This window comes from Nocardia vinacea (genome assembly GCF_035920345.1).
Taxonomy (GTDB): domain Bacteria; phylum Actinomycetota; class Actinomycetes; order Mycobacteriales; family Mycobacteriaceae; genus Nocardia; species Nocardia vinacea_A.
On record NZ_CP109149.1, the window covers coordinates 10,103,334 to 10,125,712 of the forward strand.

The following is a 22,379-nucleotide window of genomic DNA, read 5'->3' on the forward strand; positions in this document are numbered from 1 at the left end:
GTGCAGCAGCACACCCTCCCGGCGCCCGGCAAAGCCAAAGGGACCCCGATCGAAGCACTCGGGCCTCGAATCAGCATCTACACCGCCGAATTCGCGGCCGACCCACACCGCGCCTACAAGCAGATGCGCGAGAACTACGGGGCGTTGGTGCCTGTGGAGCTAGCACCCGGGCTGGCCGCGACGTTGGTGATCGACTACCGCACCGCGGTCAACATTCTCACCGATCCCGAGCACTTCTCCGCTGATCCTCGTGAGTGGCAGAAGACCTTGCATGACCGCACGTGGCCGATTCTGTCGATGCTCGCGTGGCGGCCGAACGCGTTGCGCAGCAACGGCGAAGAACACTTGCGCTTCCGTCGTGCGACCCACGACGCCCTTGCCGGAATCAATCAATACGGGCTGCGCGCCTTGGTGGAGCGCACCGCGGTCGCCCAAGTCAACACGTTCTGCCGGTCGGGCTCGGCTGATCTGCTCAGTCAATACTGCCTGCCGGTGGTGTTCGCGGTGGTCACCCAGATCATCGGGTGCACACCAGAACTCGGGGAGCAGCTCGTTGCTGCCAGCGCGGCGTTGTTCGACGGACAGGACAACGCCGAGGAACTGTTCGACTCGGCCTTGCGTCAACTGACCTGGCTCAAGCGCACCAATCCCGGCGACGACGTCACCACACGGCTGGTGCGGCATCCGGCCAAGTTGAGCGATGACGAGATGGTCCAGCAACTGCTGACGATCATTTCGGCCGCGATCGAGGTGCCGCAGAACTGGATCGCCAACACCCTGCTGCTGATGCTGACCGATCGCCTCCGATTCATCGCGGGCCTCAACCGTGGCCTGCCGCCCTCGACGAGTGCCGCGCTCGCCGAGGTGTTGTTCACCAACCCGCCGATGGCCTGCTACTGCCTCACCTATCCGGTGCAACCCATCCTCGCCGGCAAGGTGTGGTTGCCCGCGCATCAACCGGTGATCACCAGCATGACCGCGTGCAACAGCAGCCCCGAGGTCAACACCGGCCAATACACCGGCAACGACTCACACCTGGCCTTCGGCGCGGGCCCACACGCTTGCCCGAAACCGGCCCGCATCGTGGCTGAGCTGATGGCCGAGACAGCTATCGACCAACTACTCGACTTCCTCCCAGAAATACGACTCGCCATCCCCGCCGAAGAACTCGAGTGGCGGCCCGGCCCGCTCCATCGCGCGCTGTCCACATTGCCGGTCATCTTCCCGCCCTCGCCTCCCCAACACATTCTGTAAAGGACCACCATGATCGACGCACTGCGCCCGCCAGCCCTCGACCGCGACGGCAACCAGGTCCCGCACCGTTTCCTCGACACCTACTGGCGCCCGTTCATCAACCAGCACCGCGGCAACCGAACCCTGACCCAGCTGCAGCTGCAGGCTCTCGATGACAACCCACACTTCTATCTGGAGTTCTTCGCCCAACAGTTGGCCGCCGCGCGCCGGGCGTGGAATCCGGAGCAGGCGGTGGTGATGACGCTGACGCTGTGTGACGTCATCGACACACCCGTCGCGCAGTTCGACCACCGGTGGTGGCCCCACCCAGGTGCCGCCATGGCGACCAGGGTCCGCACCGGCGCCACGGTGGCCCACCACAACGAACGGTGGCGCGCCGATTGGGACGTACTGGCCAGGGTGTGCGAATCCTGGCGTCCGGAAGAGGCTTTCGCCGTCCTCGGCGCCATCACCCGCCATCGCGCAGTCGGTCGCGACGGGGCCTCAGCCCTCCACGCCGTCGGTCTCTTGCCCTGATCACACAGACCTGGCCGCACAACGTTTCGGCCTACAGGTGCACCCCGGATCCGAACACATACGAAAGGCATCGCAACCCAACATCATTCGGCGACACGCCGCGGCTACAGCCGAAGGCGGTCGCCTGGCGAGAAGGCGAGCACCAGCATGACCATCGATCTCACCACCACCCGCGCCCACATCGACAGCGAACCTGTCGATGCCTTGCGGACCGCGCTGCTCGGCCCGGACGCCGCGCTGCGGGCCCGGGTTCGCGACACCGTGACCGCGCTTGGGGATCTGCCCCGGTCGGGCCTGACGTACTCCGAACAGGCTGGGCTTGCCCCGGATCTTTTGCGATCGGTGATCGCCGCGCTCGGTGGGGCCGGGACAGCGATCGCCACTGACGTCGAGCTGCGGGGCATCCTCTGCGAGGAGGTCGCAGTCAGCGCGCCCAGGCTCCTGCCGGTGTTGACCGGGCATTTCGACCTGGCGATGGGGGCGATTCTGTCGCTGGGGTCCGGCGCGGACTATCAACAGGAATGCCTCGCCGAACTCGACACCGGCGCGGCGCTGGGGGCGTTGATGTTGACCGAGCTCGGTGGCACCAACGCAGCGGCCGACCATCGGACCACAGCGACATGGGATCTCGTGAGCGGTGGATTCCTGTTGTCGACACCAGACATTCGCGCCGCGAAATTCATGCCCAACGTCGGTTCTGATGCACCCAAGGTCGTAGTGGTCACCGCCCGGTTGATCATCGACGGCTGCGACCAGGGCGTGTTCGCGTTTCTGCTGAAATTGCGTAGCAGCACAGGCCTGGCTGCTGGTGTAGAGGTGGAGTTGCTACCCGATAAGGCCTTCGCGCCGATGGACCATGCAGTCATCCGGTTCCGTGACTGCTGGGTGCCGAGGCAGGCGCTGCTGGGCGGGGACTGGGCCCGCATCGATGCCAACGGCAGGTTCGAGTGCGACCTGCCGGTGGGTGAGCGGTTCCGCCGCGCGGTGGCCGGGTTGGGGGGCGGGCGGCTCGACCTGGCGAATGCTTCTGTGGCCAGCGCTCGCGCCGCCCTGACAGGTTTGGCGAACTTCGCCAGACAGCGCGGGTCGGGCACCCGGATGGCCGACCGCGATGCGGTCCAGGCCAACCTGGTTACCGGGCTGGTTTCCCTCTATGCCGCAACCATCCTTGGGCGACACCTTCGCGACATGCGCACAGCCGCCGACGGTGCCAACGCAGACAACGCGCTGTGGTCGATGCTCGCGAAACCGGCACTGACTCGCGCGGCGCAGCGGGGACTGCGGATGTGTCGAGAACGCACCGCGTCGCACGGATCACTGCTGATCAACCACCTGGGAGACTGGGATGGCAACGTCTTGGGAGCGCGCATCGCCGAGGGCGAGTCTCAGGTTCTGCAAAAGACGGCAGGGCGGGCGCTGCTGCACCGCCCGCCGCTGCAACTGCCGGACACACCACTAGAGCTGCCGTGGACTGTCGAATTGCTCGCTGAGCGCGAACGGATAATCGCCGACGGTCTGCGGTGTGGCGACTTCACAGTCGCCGGACCGGTGCTGGGCCCGGACGGCGCTGCCATCGAACTGGCCACCGCAACCGCTGAACGGGCTCTGGCAACCGCCCCGCTGATCGCAGCGTCCAATGTCCGCGATCCATTCGCCAGCGATCTGCTCGCGACGGTAGGCGCGGCGTACGCGCTCGAACGCATCCACGCGCGCCGCGGCTGGTACATCGACCACCCGGTCAGAATCGGCGATGAATACCGGCCCCCGATGACGATCGCCGCCGAACTCATCGGCCACCACCGCGTGCTCCTCGACCACTTTCCGCAGCTGCTGGCCGCCTTCGACATCCCCGACCTGCCCGGCGCGCCGCTGTTCGCCAGCGACTACACCGAGCCGTACAAGACGCTCACCGGCTGGCGCGATGAAACCTTCCCTAGCAACCACACACACCGTGACCGATCCAGCGATGCCACCGAGAGCTCGAAAGGTTAAGCCTGCGAATGAAGTTGACAATGTCTCCACCAGGTCAGGCAGCACTGCCACCATGGCTGACCGAACCGCCTGTCGCAGCTCGAAAATCACACCGGTACGGCAATCGCCGCTGGCCGGTGAAGGACAACGTTGTGGGTCTCTGGTGGGCCGTTGTGATTCTCGCCGCGTACTGGGGATGGGCGCCGACCGGTCGTGTCGAAGCTCTCCTCGACGAGGGCGGGCATCGGCAATGATCAGCGCTACAGCGAAATCCCTTGCCAGAACCAGGGCTATTGCGATGGTGGGAGCCGTCATCGCGCTGTTGTGTTCAGCACCCGGTGCAGCCCACGCCGATCAACCAGGCTCGGAGTCCGCGCGCTGTGAAGCCACTTCATGGCCGGTGCCGTTGGGCGCGATGGGCGGCACACTGTGCCGTCCCGAGCAGCCGACGGGCACTATCGTGGTACTGCTGTCCGGTGCGGCAACCAACGCCCGCTATTGGGATTGGCCGATACAGCCGCAGACATACAGCGCGCGACGCGCGCTCACCACCGCGGGCTACGCGACTCTCACCCTCGACCTACTCGGAACCGGCACCAGCACACGACCGCCCAGCGCGGCGGTAACGGCCACCGTCCAAGCCCAAGGCGTGCACGAAATCGTCACCGCGCTGCGGACCGGTATCAATGGGCATCCCGAATTCCAGACGATCATCCTCGGTGGGGTGTCGCTGGGAGCCGGAGTCGCAGCCATGTCGGCCGCGACCTACCACGACGTCGATGGCGTCCTGCTGCAAGGGTTTTCACATTCCGTGTCGCCCATGGAGACGCTGAAGGCCGTGGGTGGTTTCATCCCCGCCGCCACCGATCCACGATTCGCCGACCGCGGCCTGGACCCGGGTTATCTCAGCACGCGCCAAGGCAGCCGGGCAGCCAGTTTCGTGGGCCCGAACACTGATCCCGTCGCACTCACTGTCGATGACGCCGAGGTCGCCGACACCTTCAGCCCGGCGGAAATGGTAGACGGGCTGATGAGCACCATCGCGCCCCTGACCAGCAACATCGACGCACCTGTGCTGATCGTCAACGGCGAGTTGGACCAGCTGTGCGCACGGGCGGTGTGTTCGTCGAGTGCGAGCCTGGCCGATGCGGAGCGGCGCTATTTCGCGCCAGCAGCCCAGCTACTGACCTATATATTGCCCGGCGCGGGTCACGCGGTCACCGTAGCGCCGAACACCGGGCGGTTTCAGGACTGCTTGGTGGCGTGGGCCGGGTCGCTGGCGGCACGCGCGGGCAGGGGATCGGAGGCTGTCTGTGCATGAGGAACCGCAGATGCAGCTGCAAGTAACTCGCGTGCGTGACTATCTGTTCCGTGGTGTGGGCCGAACACGAGGAAACCTCGAAAGGTCTCCGAATGAAGTTGACAAGGCTCACTCGGCCGAGCCCGAGTGAACACGCTGGCCGCATGTTCGTCATGAACTCCTACGGGCATCCGCGCCAACATCTGACCGCAGTCGCAGCGGACACGTATCGTCCATGCCAACAGTGCCCAGGCGATTACGAGGCCGACTTCCACACGGTGACGGTCTATCTGGTGACAGCGCCTGCTGTTCCTTGGTGGCTGACTCTGGAAATCCATTGCTGCCCAGGCGGGCACAGCGGACTGGTCGTGCGCATGACCAAGGCTCTACTGCGACCGGATCTGTGGACACCGAGACGGTTGCCGCGACCGTTGAGGTCTGGTCAGTGCGTCCGGGCTTTCGAAGTGACCAACGTCGACGGCGGGCATAGCGCGAAGTTGACCGGGACCGAGATCGACTCCGATCTTGAATGCGAGTCGTGCAGCCGCCCCTACGGCGTCACCATCTACGAGTTGTCGGAGAGCACCGTCCCGTCGTGGATATCGCTGGAAATCCATTACTGCGACAGCTGCAGCAGCGGTCACATCGACACTGGCTCCGGCTACCCTCGCCCGGTTGAACCGGTGCCGGATGTGGTGAGCAGCCAACTCGGCACGGAGGTTCAGTCGTGATCCCGATGACGAATTTGGCGTGGCCGGAAAAGCCGTTCGGCGATCCAGGATCGCCGCCGGGCAGCCGCCGCCCGGTGGTGGGGTCGATAGCGGTGACACTGTGGCGTCGGAATGGTGTACGCCAGGTTCGACGCCGAGCACCCGCGCGACCTCGACGACCCCCGCGGCTTCGTTGTCGGCTACGAGCTGCTGAAGCCCTCGACTGACACTCCCGATGTGTTCGTAGAGGTCGTCGACGATCTCCTCCCGTAGCGGGGAAGCTTCGGATCCCGTGGCGTGCGCCGTGCGCGGTGATCACCCGCGCTGCGGTCGGCGTGTCCGGCCCGATGACCATCCCCCAATCGGAGTGGCAGCGTAGCGCTGAGACAGATCCCGGCCTGGCCGCGGTTCGCGAGCCTCCACCTATCGCCCCGCTCGCAGGATGGCCCTCACTGCGCAGTCGGTCGGATCTGCGCAAAACCACATGCAGCTAATCATCAGCTAAGCAAGGCTCGCTCCATTTCGGCAGACCTGCCAGTAAGAACCATGCCACCAGGTGCATGAATCTGGCGCATTTCAAATATATTGCTGGACAGTTGCCCTTTAGGCCACATCACCACCGCGTAAAGGTGGCCACACGTAGCTATTTTGCACCAGTTGGCACTGTCCAAACGCTCGGATCAGGTGTGTACTTAAAGGTGCAGGCAGCTGAATAAGGTGACAACGCCGCTACAGGGGATCGTCAAAAGAGGTTCGGATGCCCAAGGGATTGGATCCAGCAGCACTTAACGCCAGAGGGATCGAGCTGGCTCAGAAAGACCCCGCTGGCGCATGCTGGCGTTTTGCCAAAGCCGCCGAGCTCGGCGATTCGCTGGGTATGTATCACCTGGGGGTCTTGGCGGCGGGCGAGGAGGATATCGCCGAAGCACGCCGTTGGTACCTCAAAGCTGCCGAACTAGGCAACACTGACGCTATGAACAACCTGGGCGTCGTGTCGAGAGACGCGGGGGATACTGCCGAAGCACGGCGGTGGTTCCGCAAGGCCGCCGAACTCGGCAACTCGCGGTCCATTCACAACCTGGGTGTCTTGGCGATGGACGAGGGGGATCCGGCCCAAGCACGACAGTGGTACCTCAAGGCCGCCGAACTCGGCAACCCGGAGGCCATGAAGAGCCTGGGCGTCCTGCTGGACGGCAAAGATCCGGCCCAAGCACGACAGTGGTACCTCAAATCCGCCGAACTCGGCAACAGGGACGCCATGACAAATCTCGGCGTCATGCTGCGGGACGGGGGGAATCTCGCTGAGGCAAGGCACTGGTTGCTCGCGGCCGCGGAATTCGGCCACTCGCATGCCATGTACAACCTCGGCGTCGTGATGGAAGAGCAGGGGGATCCCGCCGAAGCACGGCGCTGGTATCGCAAGGCCGCCGACCTCGGCAACGCAGAGGCCATGAATAACCTGGCCATCTTGTCGAGAGACAATGGGGACATCGCCGAAGCACGGCGCTGGTTTATGCCAGCTGCCGAACTGGGCAATACGGCCGCCATGAACAACCTTGGGGACTTACTCAACGACGAAGATCCCGCTGCCGCGCGGGGCTGGTTCGCGCAAGCCGCCGAACTCGGCAACACAGATGCGATGACAAATCTGGGCCGCTCACTCTGGAATGAGAACCTCGCCGAAGCGCGGCGCTGGTTTTTCCACGCTGCCGAACTGGACCACCCAGCCGCCATGACCATGGTGGGCTACTTGTTCCAGGCTGACGGCGATCTCAGCCAAGCGCGTCAGTGGTACCTGAAGGCCGCCGAACTCGGCGATGCGGACGCTATGTGTCAGTACGGCATGCTCCTTATGGAGGAGGAGCCCCCCGCAGAAGTCACGATTCTGCAGTGGATCGAACGTGCGGCGATGTTGGGGAACACGACCGCGATGACGATCATGGGTTTGTGGTCGCAGGAAGCCGGAGATCTCGCCAGCGCGCGACGCTGGATGACCCGCGCCGCCGACCTCGGCAACCAAGACGCAATTGCCGCCCTCGCCGAATTGTGATGAAGGCAGCCCAGAATGAAGATCGTCGGCGATCCGCCGCAAAAGGTAATGGGATTCCAATGCCGGATCGCGCATTGAGGCCAACGCACAGTTCCGGTAGTTCGGACAGGGCAGAGTTGCTGTTGGAGCTCTTTCGCCGCATACGGCTGTCCGTCTGCACGGGTGAGCACGCCGCGCTGCTCGATCCCGACGCAGTGTTGGTCGCTGCCCGGCTGCTGCGGAGTGCCGTCCCACTTGTGCCATGGGGCAACGGAAATCCCGAGGTGGACGTCGAGGCCGCGAATGTGCTGGCCGACTTTCACGGTGCCCGCGATTGTGTAGCACCGGCCGAGAACGACGAGGGTTTGAGCAATCTGCTTTACCTGGTTATCGATTCGCTTCTGCCGGACGGTATCCCCGAGCCGATGCACTCCATGGTCGCGAAGATTCGCGCGGATGGTGCGCCCGCACCGACCGCGGCGGAAGTATGGAACGGGGAAGTCGCAGTGCTCTACGGCTCGTTCCACGCGACCGGACGCCTCGACCTCCTCGAGGAGATGATCCTGATGGCTCGGCCGATCGTCGATGTTACGCCGATCGGCCTGCCTCGCATGGCGGCGTACCGGACGAATCTCAGTGTCGCCCTGCTGGAGAGGTTCTACTACACGCAGACACCAGCGGATGCGGCGCAAGCGATCCGACTGGCTCAGGCCGCGGTGAATGCGACGTCGGTCAACGACCCCGATCGCGCCGGTCGACTGATGATCTTGGGCAACGCACTGCAGAACCGATTCACTCAGAGTTCGTTATTGGCCGACAGCGACGCGGCTATCGAGATCTTGGGCGCGGCGGTGGATGCAGCGCCTGAGGACGCTCGCACACGGGGCTTGGGTCTGTCCGGGCTGTGCATGTGCTGGGATGCCAGGTTCGAGCGCACAGGAGCGGTGCACGACCTGGACACCGCCATCGCTATCGGACGCGATGCCGTGGCCGCGATGCCTGCGGGCGACCACAGTGTCGCCGAATGCCTCGGTAATCTTGCTGGCGCCCTGGTATCCCGGTTCGAAGTCTGTGGCCGGGCGGCGGATCTGAACGAGGCCATCGATCTCGAGCGGACGGCCATGAACGCCGCGGCCGATGATCCATGGTCGTCCCGAAGCATCAAGTCCAACCTCTGCGGTGCGTTGCTGCGCCGGTTCGAACACGCCGGTGTGCCAGGCGATTTAGATGAGGCCATCGCGATCGGCCGGGCCGGGGCAGCCTACGCACCGGCGGGGTGTGACCCCAGCGGCGCGATACTCCTCACCAACCTCGCCAGCGCACTGCGAGTCCGGTACGGGCACACCGAAATTCGCTCTGACATCGACGAAGCAGTCCTGGCCGCTAGAGCTGCGGTCGCCTCGGTGCCCAAGAACCACCCGAACCGGACGACCTTCCTGTCAGGCCTCGGGCTGGCATTGCAGGACCTATTCGAGCGGACCGCAGCGCTGTCCGACATCGATGAGGCAATCGAGATCGGTCGGGCTCTGGTAGCCGGGACACCCAACCATCACCCGACCTATATAGCCTATCTATCCAATCTTGGCCTGGCACTGAGGCATCGGTTCGCTCAAACTGCAGTGCCTGCTGATCTGGATGACGCAATCGCAGCGGCCCGCGCCGTCGTTGCCGCGACCCCGGCCGGTCATCCGCTTCGGGGAGAGTATCTGTCCAATCTCGGCTTGGCCCTGCGGACCCGATTCCATCACTCCTCCGACTCCACAGATCTCGAGGAAGCGATCGAGACCGCACGGGAGGCTCTGGCGCTGATACCCGTTGATCGCCCGTTCTACGCCGTTGCCTCACTGAACCTCGGTCTTGTCCTGCTTCTCGCAATGCGACAGTCCGGCAGCAGGGTTACGGCCTGGGAGGCTGTGCAGGCATTCCGGACCGCCGCCCAGTCCGAGGTGGTGCCTCCGTTGAAACGGGTGCAAGCCGCACAGGGATGGGGCGAAGTAGCCGCGGAGGTCGCCGACTTGCCCGAGGCCGCCCTTGGATACGAAACGGCAGTGGAACTGCTCGCGGCGGCGACCTGGCATGGCATCCACCGCGGCGATCGGGTTCATACTCTCAGTCAGGTTGCGCACCTGGCGTCTGAAGCCGCCACTGCGCAACTAAGGATCGGACAGCCGCGGCGGGCAGTTGAGCTTCTCGAACAGGCGCGTGGCGTACTGATCGCCCATGCCGTGGACGCCCGAACAGACCGTGCGCTGCTGTCGAAACATGCCCCCGCACTGGCGGACCGGATGGATGCCATCATGGCGGAGCTGGATCATCTGGATGGTGCCGCTACTGTCCCCGCCCCGCTGCGGGCCGGAGACGGCCACCGCACCCGTCCCGGGACCGCACAACACTTCGTGCTGGCGGCCTCCGCACACGCGGATCGTCGAGCTCGACTTGCTCGCGAGTGGGACGAACTCCTCACCCGCGTGCGTCAGCTGCCGGGTTTGCGAAACTTCATGCAGATCAAATCTTTTGCCGAGCTGCAGCAGTGCGCCGCGCACGGTCCGGTTGTGATCATCAATATCGGCCGACGCGAATCTCATGCCCTGATCGTGACCCCGGAAGATCTGATGGTGTGTCCGCTGGATCAGGTGACAGGTATCGACGCTGCTCGACGGATAGATGCATTATCAGAAGCCCTCGCCCACAATGACGGCCACGACGCTGAGGGACAGCAGAACGCGGAATGTCTGCTCGACGACACCCAGGGTTGGATCTGGGACACCATCGCCGAACCGGTCCTGAACGCATTGGGCTTGACCAGTACCGATCGGGCATCAGTACTGCCTCGATTGTGGTGGTGCCCGGTCGGCCTCGCCGCATTTCTGCCGTTGCATGCGGCAGGCCGCGATGGTCGTCCGGGACCGTCCGCGAGTGTGATGGATTGCGTCGTATCGTCATATACACCGACACTTCGCGCCCTCATCGATGCCCGCGACCGAGCAGCCAAGCCGCCCCAACGACCTGGCAAAATGCTCGCGTTCGCCCTGCCTACGACCCCTGACTTGCTCGACCTGCCCGCAACTGAGCACGAGGTCCGCGCCGTCAAGGATCTGTTTCCAGGCGAAACGACAATACTGCCGAGCTACGACCGCAACACCCACAAGCGCGGCACGCGCGCCGCCCTGCTGACCTACCTTCCGCAGCACGCTTTCCTGCACTTCGCCGGCCATGGCATGCAGGACACCGCCGATACACACAGCGGCGCTCTCTACACCTACGACCACCTCGACGTCGGCCCAACCACTGTCTCCGATCTGGCGGGACTGCGCCTGAACGATGCGCGGCTGGCTTTTCTATCCGCGTGTCAGACCGCCGTCGGCGCAACTAATGTCCCAGACGAAGCGATCCACATCGCAGGTGCGCTACAGATCGCCGGGTTCACCCACGTCGTTGCCACCTCCTGGGTGATCTACAGTTCCCTCGCCGTCCCGGTGGCCACGGAGTTCTACCACCGGATAAGGCAGAGCGACAATCACGGACAGATCCGACTCGACCCCGCCGACGCCGCCCGCGCGCTGCACGAAACGACCCGCCAGGTTCGTACGCACCGGTCCGCACTGTACTGGGCACCCTATGTTCATATCGGCCCGTGATCGCCTGGACAACAGGACAATCCGTCAACGTGAAAGCGCCGTGCGGCCGGGCCGCGGCGCGGGAAGTTGAGAACGATGGCACAGGCACCTTCGGCAGCACAGCAGATAGTGCTGTTGGTGCTGTTCGTGCTCCCGGGGATCAGTTACCAGTTCATTCGAGAGCGCCTACGTGGGCAGGTCCCAGGCGAGAAGGATCTTGGCGAGCGGGTACTGCGGGCAATCGCCGCGAGCATCATCCTGAACAGCATCTACCTGATAATCGCGGGTCCAGAAATCGTGAACCTGATCGTGCCCACTCATGGGGCATGGTTCACAACGGTTTCCACACACCCCCGCCAGATCACCACAGTTGGCCTAGCCCTACTCGTCGCCATACCCGCAGCAGCCGCTTGGTTGGTAAGCGCAGTCGAACGTCGTCGAAGCCCTTCCCGATTCCATCCCGTCCCCACCGCCTGGGACAGCGCATTCCGCACTCGCTCAGCCTGTTTCGTGCGAGCCAGGCTAAAAAGTGGCGACTGGGTGGGTGGCTGGTACGGAAACAACTCGCACGCCTCGGCGTACCCCAATCCCGCCGACCTGTTTTTGGAAGCGGCGCGCGAGATGACCGATGACGGACGTTTCGGGCCACGTGTCCAGCAGTCTGCGGGACTCTATCTACGCATGGACGATGTCGAAATCCTCGAATTCGTCCACACCACCCCCACCATTGAGAACCCACAATCCGCTTGCCCCAATGAACAGGAGCAGACCCATGGCGAATGAGAAGCCGACCGGGCCCCTACAAGAGTGGTTCAACAAGGCAACAGCCGGCGAACCGGACGACACACGCGGCCACCGGCCGAGGAAGGGCCCGACTGAACCCGACGCACCACCGCACGGACGTGCCTCGGCCTCGGCACACGACAGCAGCCCGGCAGCCGACAGCACGCAGACAACGCAACAAGATCCGACCGGATCGGAATAACTACTGGTGGGATACTGCCGCGCCGACCTGGTGTCGGTGGAACAGCGAGACGGCGGTGGGTTCTGATGCCTCGCTGTTCTTGCGGAGCATCCAATAGGCGCTCCCGCACGAAGACTGCGACGTAGGCGCGAGTGCGGGTCACCCGGATCCACCTCCCGCTCACACAGCAGCAGATACTCCGCCAGCCCGCGCGCCCGTGCGCATCGATCGTGCCCGGTGCCCTCCCGATATCAACCCTGATGCCCAGTCACACCGCAGCCTGCTCGTGCCGACCCAACACCGGACACTCCTGCATCAGCGCCATCGTGCCCAAGCCTGACTTCCAAGTCGGCGGTCACCCGAGGAGGCATGATCACCGACCGGGCCAGGTTCCACGTAACTTTAAGATGATCAAGCCAGATGTTCGGGCGAGCAAAACCGAAACTTCTCCAGGTAGGAGTTGGAACCCGGAGCTGCCGTACATTTGCCTTCTGATCAGATTTGTCTTTCTGTGGAATCTGATTTGTAAAGTTGGCCCCTATTTGCCCTGGTTGACGGAGACGATGAGCAACAGCGTGGGGGCGCCGGAGCTCCAACCTGGCGGGGTGTCGCTCCGGCGAGTGTGGGGACGTCGACCAGCCGCTCGAGGAGCTGGTCGAGCGCGGCTTTTCCTTCATCGACCGCGGCGCGCTCGTCTTCGGAGAGCGGGACGTTGGCGGGCATGCATTGCAGGTTCTCCATGACCTCCAGTAGCTGGCCCTTGCTGGAGTCCTTGAGGGAGTAGAAGTCGCAACGAGCGCAGGATTCGGTGCGGACATACCGATGACCCGGAAATGCGCCTCGATAGCTGCCTCCAGGTCCGCCTGCTCCGCTTGCGGCGTACCGGGCTCGCAGGGCGACACCGAGGTCCAACAGTCTATGGGCACGGTCGGGATTGTCTTCGGGAGTGGCGTCATCAACGGCATCGCGAAACGCCTCGATAGCCTCGTCTAGATCGAGCTGGTCCCCGAGCGCGTTGTTCCGCTCGACAGTGCTGCACCGAGCTTGCTGAAGTAGAGGCGCGGTGGGGATGACCGGCGGGAGCAGCGGCAGCGGTGCAAGTAGAGGAGGTCGATGGCCTCATCCAGGTCGGCAAGCAGTCTCGTCTGGTCATGTCTGTTATTCGGCATCGTCGCGAGGACCCCCTCATACGTGGCTCGCTGGCCTATGGGGGGCGGTGAGCATGGCGTCGCGCAGCAGATCAATCGCGGCGTCGAGCGCGCCCGGCTGTTTGGTTCGCTGGTATTCGTAGTAGGGACCGATCCAGCGGTCGTCGCCGGGGTGTGACATCATAGCCGCCGCAGTGGCGGCGGCATCTGCGGAAATAGCGTCGCCACGTAGATCAGCTGAGATTCCACACGCGGCAATAAAATGATCGACCGGACCGTTTGAGTGCCTCGTCGATCTGGTCGATGAGCTGCTCGATGTCCGGCACTCTCATGCTGCGGGAAAGCATGGCGAGTACGACTGCCGATCTGCGGTATTCATCGCTCGGGGCTTGCGGGGCCTTCGGGATATCTACCCGGCCACACCGTGTTGCACAGCTGTCCCCCGAAGGGGTCGATGGTGGGCGCCGACCCATGCGAGCATGTCGTCGTCGAGCCAATAGTAATCGACCCTCATGTGCCTGTCCGCGCCGAGTGATCGTGCTCCTGAAATGCGTAATGATTCAGGCTACCCAGACTGATGCCCCTGGCACCGGTGAATGCCTTGCCAAAGCACACCGGACAGTCGAGTCTGAAGATGGCGGTAGTTGAACACAGCTTTTTGCCGAAGATTGTGGGCGGGGACGTGTCACGAGTGATCGCAGACGGGACCGTCATGGATGAGAACAATCTCAACGAGCTCTACGGCGCGTGCCGCCGCAAGGCGATCGCCGAAGGGGCTCTTAAGCCCCAAGGGATGAAGGAAGGTGCGATCGCCAACCATATGGCCGCGAACGGTCAACGCTGGGCGGATTCTCCGACCGCCCAAGATCGCTTGAGCCGCGCGATCCAGGCATGTGTGCTCAGCGCGGTCCCTTGCATGTGGACCGACTGCCAGTGCGTCAATCCCGCCGGCGCATCACGTTGCCTGCACTGTGGGCGCCCGCCCAGCCGCAGTCCGCATACGAGCGCCGCCGTCGACAGTCATACATCCGCACCCTTGATCGGGACGGTTTTCGAGGCACCGCGGGCCGTGGACATCGTAGCGCTGAGGCCCGCTCGTCTCATCGTCGTCGCGGTGTCGGCGCTATTTCTCTGGATCCTGTCCAAGCCCGTCTTCCTCACCGTCGTGCCGGTGTTAGGGGTGCTGACGCTGCTCGCACAGTTCGGACTGTCGGGCGACGGCTCGGGACGCTCAGCCTTCGATTCGATGTGTCAGGGTGTCCGGCGCGCAATAGTGGGGAATGGCGTGGTGCAGCGGATGCAGGCACAAGAGTTCCCCGTTGCGGACCCGGACGGACGCATCTGGAAAGTGAGCGTTGTTCCGACCGGACCCGTCGGGCTGTCGAAAGGTAGCGAGGTGCGGCTCGAGGGCGCGTGGCACGCGGGCGGGAAGTTCACGGCCCGGAGCGTGGAGAACACCGCCAGCGGGGCGAAGTATGTGGGACGCACCTTCCGATGGAGCTGGAAGGTCGCAGGCACCCACTGAACGCGCTGATCTACCGGCTTTACTGGTGCGAATCCGCGGCAAAAACGATAGATCTCGGTCTTCTAGCGACCGGATTGGGGCGAACTCGCGACATTTGCGTGTTCATAGCTTTAGAGATTACCGCCACCGGCATCGAAAGCGCCTCCACGACGAGCTCACGGCCTTGAGTGAGATTCGTTTCGTAGTCATGCATTCCGGGAGCTCGGGTGTCGAACGGTCCGGCAGGTGGCCCTGGATCGTCGATTGCGGCTGTGGTGCAATGGGTTTGCGCGGTGGGTGTTGTCTTGGTAAGACCTGGAAGCGAATGCATCGTTGAGTTGCCGGCGGGATGGGCTGTCCAGCAGCACACTTGGCTGGCGGCAGGATGGCGCGGCATCGCTAGGCCTGCGCGCGGATCAGCAGTAACGGTGCGCATCGCTGCGGTGTGGTTGCCGAACTCTGTGACCCATGAAGCGAATCTAAAGCGAATTTCGACTGTATGTCAACGGTCATTACCGCCACCGCTGCTCCCATGGCGAGAGTGGATGGTAGGGGGATTGGGCGAGTGGGTGTGGTTGCCCGGTCAGCGCCGAAAGTGCGTGGGCGACTTCGATAATGCCGGCTTTGGTGTAGATCGGTGTCGATCCCTGGTAGGCGGTGTTGTCGGTGTGTCCGGCGTAGGCGTGGGCGACAGCTAGCCCGAATTCTCGTTCGACGTAGGTGAGTGTGGTGTGTCGTATCCAGTGTGGGGTGACCTGCATCCGCGCTGCCCATGGCAGGTGTGCGTGGATTCGCTTGCGTAGGTAGTCGTATCGGCCTTGTCCGAGGGGGCGTCCATCGCGATACCGCAGGACCCGGGTGGTGGCGGGTTTGCCGCGTCGATGGTCGGCGTGTGTGACAAGGCGGGTCATCAGTAGTGGTGAGATCGGTTGCCAGCGCATCGTTCGGCCACGGTCCACGGAATGTGTACGAGCGGACGGTTATCGACTGCCACGGCGACAAGCCCCTTCAGCAATCTGGCCGACCGCGATCACACGATGGTGCACTAGGTACGGCCTGTTCTCGTCGGCGCGATCGAGTACCGCGAAAACTAGGAAAGTAGCGGTTATCGGGGGGATTCTCGTCGGAGTTAGCACAAGATTGGCAGCAGAAAGGGCCTGGTCCGCAGTGGTCGATCATGTGCTTTCCGGTGTTCGACGCCGCCAGTGGGCGAGATTGTTGCGGGTGATGTCGGATCCCGCACGTGGAGTATGCATCGACTCCCAAGCTCCCCGCCAACGGTCACTTACAAGGTCAATCGGCCTGTGCGCTGTGCCGACCATGACATTCCCCCACCACAACCGTGAGCACCAGCAGCGTTGGCCATGACGGGCACCCTGACAGCCGCCGCCGAAGTTGCATTCCAGATCAAGGCCAACACGTCGATCGAGTTGCAGATCGCGCAACTCGCTGAGCAGCAACGAAAATGGCAGACGAGGTTTGCAGCCATCGAGCAGCAGCTCTCGATGCACAAGCACGAGATGGCGCTTGCACGTGAGCACGCCGAGTCTGTGGCGAATCAGGCCAGGGCAGAGGCGCAGGCGGACATGAAGGCGTTCGGGGATGCACTGGACAAGGTCACCGCGCTCGATCTCAGATGGGCAATCGCGGGCATTCTCATCAACTCTGTCGGCGTCGCGATGTGCTACTGGACATAGATCTGCGACCATCCCGACGCATATGCACCACACGAACGTGTCGTAGGCACCGCGGCTACGCGATTTCGAAACCGCGACGGCTCCGAGGCGTCAGTCGAGGATCGGACAGCAGCGGCTAACGAGCACGGCTGGTTACGGCTGGGCCAGCGTCCGAACAAGCACCGCCTCAACCTCTCGCGGGGCACCGCCGGCAACATCCACGGAGAACACGGCTTCGAATGGGCCTCCAGACCGCACCGCCGGATGATCGAGGAACTCGGCTTTCTGGCACAGCTTGGCCGCTCCTGCGGTACCGAATGCTGTTCCACCAGCGAGGATCAAGATAGTTCTCCGTGCATTGAACGGGCTGATGGCACGAACCACGAAGCCGTGGTCGGTGCGGGTCTTCTTGCCGTCGGGAGTGCGCACCCTGGACCACGTTTGACCCGACTGCCGGTCATACACAGCCGAACGCTCCCTCGAGGGCTGCGCGAGACTGCCGAACCCCACATTGAGATTGAGGCGCGCCAAGGCGTCCGCGGTCACAGCGTTAGTCCCGGGACCGCCGATCAGAATCAGGTTGCTGCGCCAGTCGTCGTCGTTCAGCCTGTTCGACGGCCGCACAACAAGTTTGTCTATACCCAGTGTGCTCACCGCATCCTGCAATGTGACGAGAGCGACGACGTCGCCGAGGCCCACCCATTCGGTTCTTTCGATCGTCTGGTCTTCACCGACCTGGTGGATCGGGGTGATCACTCGGAACTCGCCGTTCGCGTACGGCTTCCAGAAAGCTCGGGTGCTTCGCGTTCGCCATCGGTTGCGAGCCTGATTGCTCGACAGCCCTACGCCGAACGCGATGCCGGCGGCCAGAAGATTGATTCCGAGATCCTGAAGCTCCTGCACACCCGCCCATCCTGCCGTACTTGCTGCGCTGTCACCGTCGCACCGAGTGCATCAATTTTCCACGGGCACAGCCGTTTTGATCGTGGAAAATTGGGTTCTGGGTCAGGATGTAGACAGGTCGCCGGATCGGCCTGCACGTTTGCGGCTGGCGTGCATACGGCACGCGGTGGAGCAGTAGCGCCCGGGCCGTCCGGTCGAGGCTCGGGTGAGGACCTTCGTGCATTTCGGTGCCGCGCACCGAGTTTCGTAACAGCCGCGCCCAGCCGGGGTGTCGCTGTTACGGAACTCCGTCAGTGGCAGCATGCCGGCGTCAGGAGTGTTGAGTGGGTGGTTGGACCATAGGACCTCGGTCCGTTCGTGGCGGGCCCCGCCCTGGGTGGTGAAGGCTGCCATCTCGTAGCGGTACCAGTGCGGGTAGAGCTCGCGGTCATACAGGTCGCTGGCATACCCGGACAGCACCGCGGTGGCCTGGCAGGCGTGCAGCGCGGCCGCCAGTTCCCGATGCTCCGATGCTGCGCCCATCTCGTGGCGGTAGTTGCGGTCTCGGGTAGTGCCGAGATACGGCGGGTCCATATACAGCAGCGCGGAACGATGGCGGCCGTAAGTGGCGATCAGATCCAGCGCCGGACGCGATTCCAGCGATACTGCGGCTAGACGCTCCGCGGCGGGCAGCATCCGCTCCACGTAGGCCGCCAGATAGCCCGGCATGGACACTCCGGACCCATTCGGGTCGACGTGGTGACGCCAGCCAGTGCGCCGCAATGTTCCGGTGCGAGACTGGGTGATCCGCACCCACACCCGGCGGGCCCGCTCCAGCTCGTCCAGCCCGGACACGGTCTGCAGCGAGCGGATCGCTGCGCCATCAAACAGCGCGGCATTTGCCGTGGTTGCTTGCCTGCTTGGTGCGACAATCATGGGCGGCGAGCACGATCCGGGTTGCGGAACAAGATGAGGAGACCGATGGCACGCGTGCCGTGGGCAGCGCTTTCGGGCGAAGACGTCGAGGCCGTTGTCGCGAACCTGCTCTACAACGAACACCAGCGAGCGTGGCGGATCAGGCCCTCACAAGGCGATTACGGCATCGACGTGATTGTGCCCCGTGACGTCGGCGGCTCCACGGTGTGGGATGTCTACCAGATCAAGAAGTTCGCGCTTAACCTCGATGACAGCCAGAAACGACAGGTCGAGAAGTCGTTCCGACGCCTGATGATCGGGCTGGTACGCAGAGGCTTCCCGCTCGGTGACTGGTATCTGGTTATGCCGTTGGACCCGACGACCGACAATCTCTCCTGGTTCGAGAAGATGCCCGACACGGTCATCGACGACATGTTCGCCGAGAACCCCAAATTGGCTATCTCGGCCGAGGAGCGCGACAAGCCCCTGACCATCGATGAGCAAGCGATCATCAGGGCGTGGCGTCAGGCCCCGGGACGCATCATCGAGTGGCACGGCCTGAACTATTGCGAAGCAATGATCGCCAAACACTGGTACGTCCAGGACTATTATCTCAACGGTGGCCGCGAGCGTCTGAAGAACGCCGTCGCTGACGTCGCGAAGATCCTGCAGCGAGATATCACGTTGCGTGACAACGATTCCGAGACCTCGGTACTTACTCCCGCCGAGATCCGTGAACATCTCGTGCGTGTGCAGGGGGCACTGGACGGGGATCCACACTTCCGATACGGGGTGAGCCTGGATCCACACAGGCCCGAGTTGCGCGAGGAGCGAGATCTTCTCGCCGCGGCGCAGGAGATCGCCTCGGACGGATCGTGTCTCACTTTCCGCATCTACCAACGGTTCGACGAATCACTCAACGAACGTCCCATTCCCATACGCCTGGTCTATGCGTTCGAGGACCCTGGCTTCGACCAACGAGCCTTCGACCGGTGGCGCAAATACGGCACCCCGGCCACCTTTCCCGCCAGCGTCGATGTCGACCTGCCCGGAGGCCTCGCATTAACGGGCACAGCGAGTGTCGTGCGCGTCAGCGCGGCCCGCAACCGCCGATACGAGATCCGGCTACGGGTCAGTGCACCAACAGGCCCTGTCGGTCGCGAGCACCTGTTCAAGATGACCTCGACCACCGGTCCCGACGGCACCGGGGTGTGGACCCGCGGCATCGACGCCAGCGGGCTCATCACCACTGAAGGCCTCATCGACAGGAGTGGCGAGCACGGTCACCTGTCCTTTACGTTGCGCGACACCACAGGACTCGAGGCCGCCGTGGTGCTACCAGCGATGGAGTTCCTCGCATCGATGACACACCCCAATACGCTGCAACTGGGTGAGAAGTACGGGCCATTCCATGACTTCCATCAAATCCCTGTCGGTCAGCAGCTGATCCACCCGCAAGGACTCAAATATCTGCGCGCTCTGGCAACACTCCAAACACACACCACGACACCGATTCTCGTACCCGAGCTCACTAACCTCACGGTCACTGACTTCCGGAACGTCATTAGTGCCGCATCGCTGATCGAAGAACCTGTCGTTGTGGGGACCTGGGAACCCTTCGAATGCGATGTGACCAATGGCGACCTCGATCTCGACGACCACTACCAGATGGCGTTCGACAGCGAGTTAATTACGGAGATCGGCTCACAGAAGGTGACGATCCCAGGTGTTGTCACGACGACCATGATGTCGGCCCGAATGGAGGATCTCAGCGATGGGCGGGCCCGCGTGCTGCCGCATCTCAATGCCACCGCGCACCGGACGTATCACCCTGACGGATCAATCCCCGCAGGCACACATTTGCCCCTCGTCGCCGCAGCTCGTCCGGCTAGTGACGCCGCCGAAGGCGACTTCGGCGCATCAGATGTCGCGCAGGACGCGGACGGTAGTACACCCTCATAGAAACTGCCCGAGTCAGGACTAACCTGTCATCTCGGAATTCGCCGGCGTGAACCTTCATCAGTGCGCCGTTTCACCGAAGCCAAGCGATCGAAGCGGACAAGGCGGTGTTGATCTTGAGTTGCCGCTCGATGAGTAACTAGTCGTGGTCGAGCGCTGCGAAATCGATGGGCGATCCGTCGCGGAAGTCCTTGAAGGTCATGTACATGCGTGGCGTGTCCTCCATCGTCCGGAAGCCGAATCCTTCGTACATGTCCTGTAGCCTCGCCTCGTCATCCATTGGGTGAATAACGAGGAACAGGCCGCCGATCAGGTCTACAGCCTCGTTGGCCATGAAGAACGCGTCGGCGAACAGGTAGGGGCCATACCCGTACCGGTACACCCGGCAGGGGCTGTCCGCATCTCAATTCGCCAGTGTGCCACGAGGACACATCCGTCCGATCGCTGGCCGACTGCCGAGTACCAAGGCACCTGCAGTGGCGATAGAGTGTGAAATGCTCTCGGAGAGCTCCAGGGAAAGACCGCCTCGTCGGGCTCGGGGGCGGCGGACAGGAGCTCGATGCGGCGCAAATGAGCTTACTAGTCAACGGATTCGGCCAGGCCAGTGCCGTGCGTGCTGGCTGGTCAGGTGAACAGCTGCTCGTAGGACTGTTGGGTGATTGCGATTTGGCGGCGACGCGCTTGGTCATTGGTGAACTGGTCGAGGTGATGGCGGACGCTATCGCCGGCCACGTGTGCGTGTAGGGCCTGATCCAGGCAGTAGCGGCCGAGATGGAATGCGAAGTGGGCGATTGTTTCGCATGTCCCTGTGGTGATCGGGCCACCGTGGATTGCGGAGTTCCGGACACGCCGGAGGCGGTCCAGGTAGCGGTTGAACCGCTGATCGTTCGCTTCCAGCCTCGCCTCGAGTGTGGCTCCGGACTCGAAGACAGCGGCCACTTCGGCCATCGCCCGGTACAACCAATGGTTGGCGTAGATGTCGCGTATCGCGGCTGCGTGACCGATGGCCGCGAGTGGAATCAGCTTGCCTTCCTCGCCGTTCCATTCATAGAGATCACACGTCAATTGGAGCAGTTCTTCTGGATGTTGCGCGAACAGCTCATCGGATGGGGTGTTCGCCTCGACTGCCCCCATGACTGCGGTGACGAATTCGACGAGTTGCGCATGCGAGACCGCGGTGCGAAATCGAGCACGCTGGAACTCGGTCCAGTCCTCGCCGCCCGCCCACGCGGTGACATGCTCGAGCGCTCTCACGGCGGTCATCACAATCTCGACAGGCCCCACACTCCACGCGCTGCTCAACGCTGAACGCAGGGCTAATGCCACCTCGACTCTCTCGACAGCGGCGATGTCGGCGAACGTGGTCGTGGTGCCGATCTCTTCGAGACGTTGCCCGATGTCGTCGATAAGGTGATGCGACCTCCGGGTGGTCGTGTTTTCATCACGCCAGGCTTTGCGGTATCGCAGTTTTCCGTCGACGTAGACGGTTTCGCCTCGGAGGAGATTCCATGTGCCCGGGAGGGGGTCGGCGAGTTGGATCAAGGTGGCGGCGATCGCTCTGGCCTGTGGCACGGCGAGATGGGGTTCGATTGCGTTCAGTGCGACACGCACATAGACAATTCCGGGATCGTCGTCCCACTCGAAAGGTTCGGCTGTTGTGAAGCCTTCCGGTGGCGTGGCCAGTTCGGGCGGCTTGAGTTTGAGTGCGGAGCTGGTATTGACGCGCCCGACGAGGGGACCCAAAAGCTGCGCGGCGTAGAAGGTGACGTTGCCGTGACTGACTTCCATGGTTCCTATGTGGGCGTTATCCACGCGCAGCCACACCACAAAGTCACCCGTGGGGGGTGACTCGGTGAGGACGGCTTCGCACAGTGCCAGCTTCTGAAAGGGGCGAAGTGGTCCTGTCTCATCGATCGCGAGCTCGTGCTTCTGTT

18 protein-coding genes are annotated in these 22,379 nt (G+C 63.3%); 12 read left to right on the plus strand and 6 right to left on the minus strand.

Features of this window, described 5'->3' with window-relative positions; all coding sequences use genetic code 11:
• The 9 genes from OIE68_RS45785 (at position 1) to OIE68_RS45825 (ending at position 12,180) form a co-directional block, all read left to right on the plus strand.
• On the plus strand, positions 1–1,254 hold the full coding sequence (locus OIE68_RS45785) for a cytochrome P450 (RefSeq protein ID WP_327097111.1): 1,254 nt from the start codon (positions 1–3) through the stop codon (positions 1,252–1,254).
• 9 nt (positions 1,255–1,263) lie between these two features.
• The gene (locus OIE68_RS45790; RefSeq protein WP_327097112.1) at positions 1,264–1,770 is read left to right on the plus strand and encodes a hypothetical protein; all 507 of its coding nucleotides are present in this window, start codon (positions 1,264–1,266) and stop codon (positions 1,768–1,770) included.
• A 147-nt stretch (positions 1,771–1,917) separates the two neighbouring features.
• Positions 1,918–3,762, plus strand: coding sequence for an acyl-CoA dehydrogenase family protein (locus OIE68_RS45795; RefSeq protein ID WP_327097113.1), 1,845 nt, complete (start codon positions 1,918–1,920; stop codon positions 3,760–3,762).
• A gap of 229 nt (positions 3,763–3,991) precedes the next feature.
• Positions 3,992–5,062 carry an alpha/beta hydrolase gene (locus OIE68_RS45800; protein ID WP_327097114.1) on the plus strand — a complete coding sequence of 357 codons (1,071 nt, stop codon included), beginning with the start codon at positions 3,992–3,994 and terminating at the stop codon, positions 5,060–5,062.
• Between the two features lie 443 nt (positions 5,063–5,505).
• Complete coding sequence (locus OIE68_RS45805) at positions 5,506–5,772, plus strand: hypothetical protein (RefSeq protein WP_327097115.1); 267 nt, start codon at positions 5,506–5,508, stop codon at positions 5,770–5,772.
• 111 nt (positions 5,773–5,883) lie between these two features.
• Entirely contained in the window at positions 5,884–6,024 is a 141-nt protein-coding gene (locus OIE68_RS45810) for a hypothetical protein (RefSeq protein WP_327097116.1), read from the plus strand.
• Between the two features lie 484 nt (positions 6,025–6,508).
• Positions 6,509–7,801 carry a tetratricopeptide repeat protein gene (locus tag OIE68_RS45815; protein WP_327097117.1) on the plus strand — a complete coding sequence of 431 codons (1,293 nt, stop codon included), beginning with the start codon at positions 6,509–6,511 and terminating at the stop codon, positions 7,799–7,801.
• 122 nt (positions 7,802–7,923) lie between these two features.
• Positions 7,924–11,418: a CHAT domain-containing protein gene (locus OIE68_RS45820; protein WP_327097118.1), complete on the plus strand. Its 3,495-nt coding sequence runs from the start codon at positions 7,924–7,926 to the stop codon at positions 11,416–11,418.
• A 75-nt stretch (positions 11,419–11,493) separates the two neighbouring features.
• Entirely contained in the window at positions 11,494–12,180 is a 687-nt protein-coding gene (locus tag OIE68_RS45825; RefSeq protein ID WP_327097119.1) for a DUF6338 family protein, read from the plus strand.
• A 1,366-nt stretch (positions 12,181–13,546) separates the two neighbouring features.
• Here OIE68_RS45825 and OIE68_RS45830 read toward each other — a convergent pair.
• A complete protein-coding gene (locus tag OIE68_RS45830; RefSeq protein ID WP_327097120.1) occupies positions 13,547–13,693 on the minus strand; it encodes a hypothetical protein in 147 nt (48 codons plus the stop codon).
• 393 nt (positions 13,694–14,086) lie between these two features.
• Here OIE68_RS45830 and OIE68_RS45835 point away from each other — a divergent pair, with 393 nt between their 5' ends.
• A complete protein-coding gene (locus OIE68_RS45835; protein WP_327097121.1) occupies positions 14,087–15,034 on the plus strand; it encodes a hypothetical protein in 948 nt (315 codons plus the stop codon).
• A 491-nt stretch (positions 15,035–15,525) separates the two neighbouring features.
• Here the strand turns inward: OIE68_RS45835 and OIE68_RS45840 are convergent, their stop codons facing one another.
• Positions 15,526–15,924, minus strand: a complete 399-nt coding sequence (locus OIE68_RS45840; RefSeq protein ID WP_327097122.1) for a hypothetical protein — start codon at positions 15,922–15,924, stop codon at positions 15,526–15,528.
• Between the two features lie 453 nt (positions 15,925–16,377).
• On the opposite strand from OIE68_RS45840, the gene OIE68_RS45845 reads away from it, so the two are divergent.
• Positions 16,378–16,710 (plus strand): hypothetical protein, encoded by a 333-nt coding sequence (locus OIE68_RS45845; RefSeq protein ID WP_327097123.1) that lies wholly within the window; start codon positions 16,378–16,380, stop codon positions 16,708–16,710.
• Between the two features lie 132 nt (positions 16,711–16,842).
• Here OIE68_RS45845 and OIE68_RS45850 read toward each other — a convergent pair whose 3' ends face one another.
• Entirely contained in the window at positions 16,843–17,592 is a 750-nt protein-coding gene (locus tag OIE68_RS45850; RefSeq protein ID WP_327097124.1) for a hypothetical protein, read from the minus strand.
• Positions 17,593–17,694: 102 nt separating this feature from the next.
• A complete protein-coding gene (locus OIE68_RS45855) occupies positions 17,695–18,507 on the minus strand; it encodes a hypothetical protein (RefSeq protein WP_327097125.1) in 813 nt (270 codons plus the stop codon).
• 45 nt (positions 18,508–18,552) lie between these two features.
• Between OIE68_RS45855 and OIE68_RS45860 the strand changes: the two genes are divergently transcribed.
• Positions 18,553–20,448, plus strand: a complete 1,896-nt coding sequence (locus tag OIE68_RS45860; protein WP_327097126.1) for a hypothetical protein — start codon at positions 18,553–18,555, stop codon at positions 20,446–20,448.
• 136 nt (positions 20,449–20,584) lie between these two features.
• Here the strand turns inward: OIE68_RS45860 and OIE68_RS45865 are convergent, their stop codons facing one another.
• Together OIE68_RS45865 and OIE68_RS45870 are read right to left on the minus strand one after the other, a co-directional pair.
• Positions 20,585–20,827, minus strand: coding sequence for a hypothetical protein (locus tag OIE68_RS45865; RefSeq protein WP_327097127.1), 243 nt, complete (start codon positions 20,825–20,827; stop codon positions 20,585–20,587).
• Positions 20,828–21,069: 242 nt separating this feature from the next.
• Positions 21,070–22,233, minus strand: coding sequence for a hypothetical protein (locus tag OIE68_RS45870; RefSeq protein WP_327097128.1), 1,164 nt, complete (start codon positions 22,231–22,233; stop codon positions 21,070–21,072).
• Between the last annotated feature and the right edge of the window lie 146 nt (positions 22,234–22,379).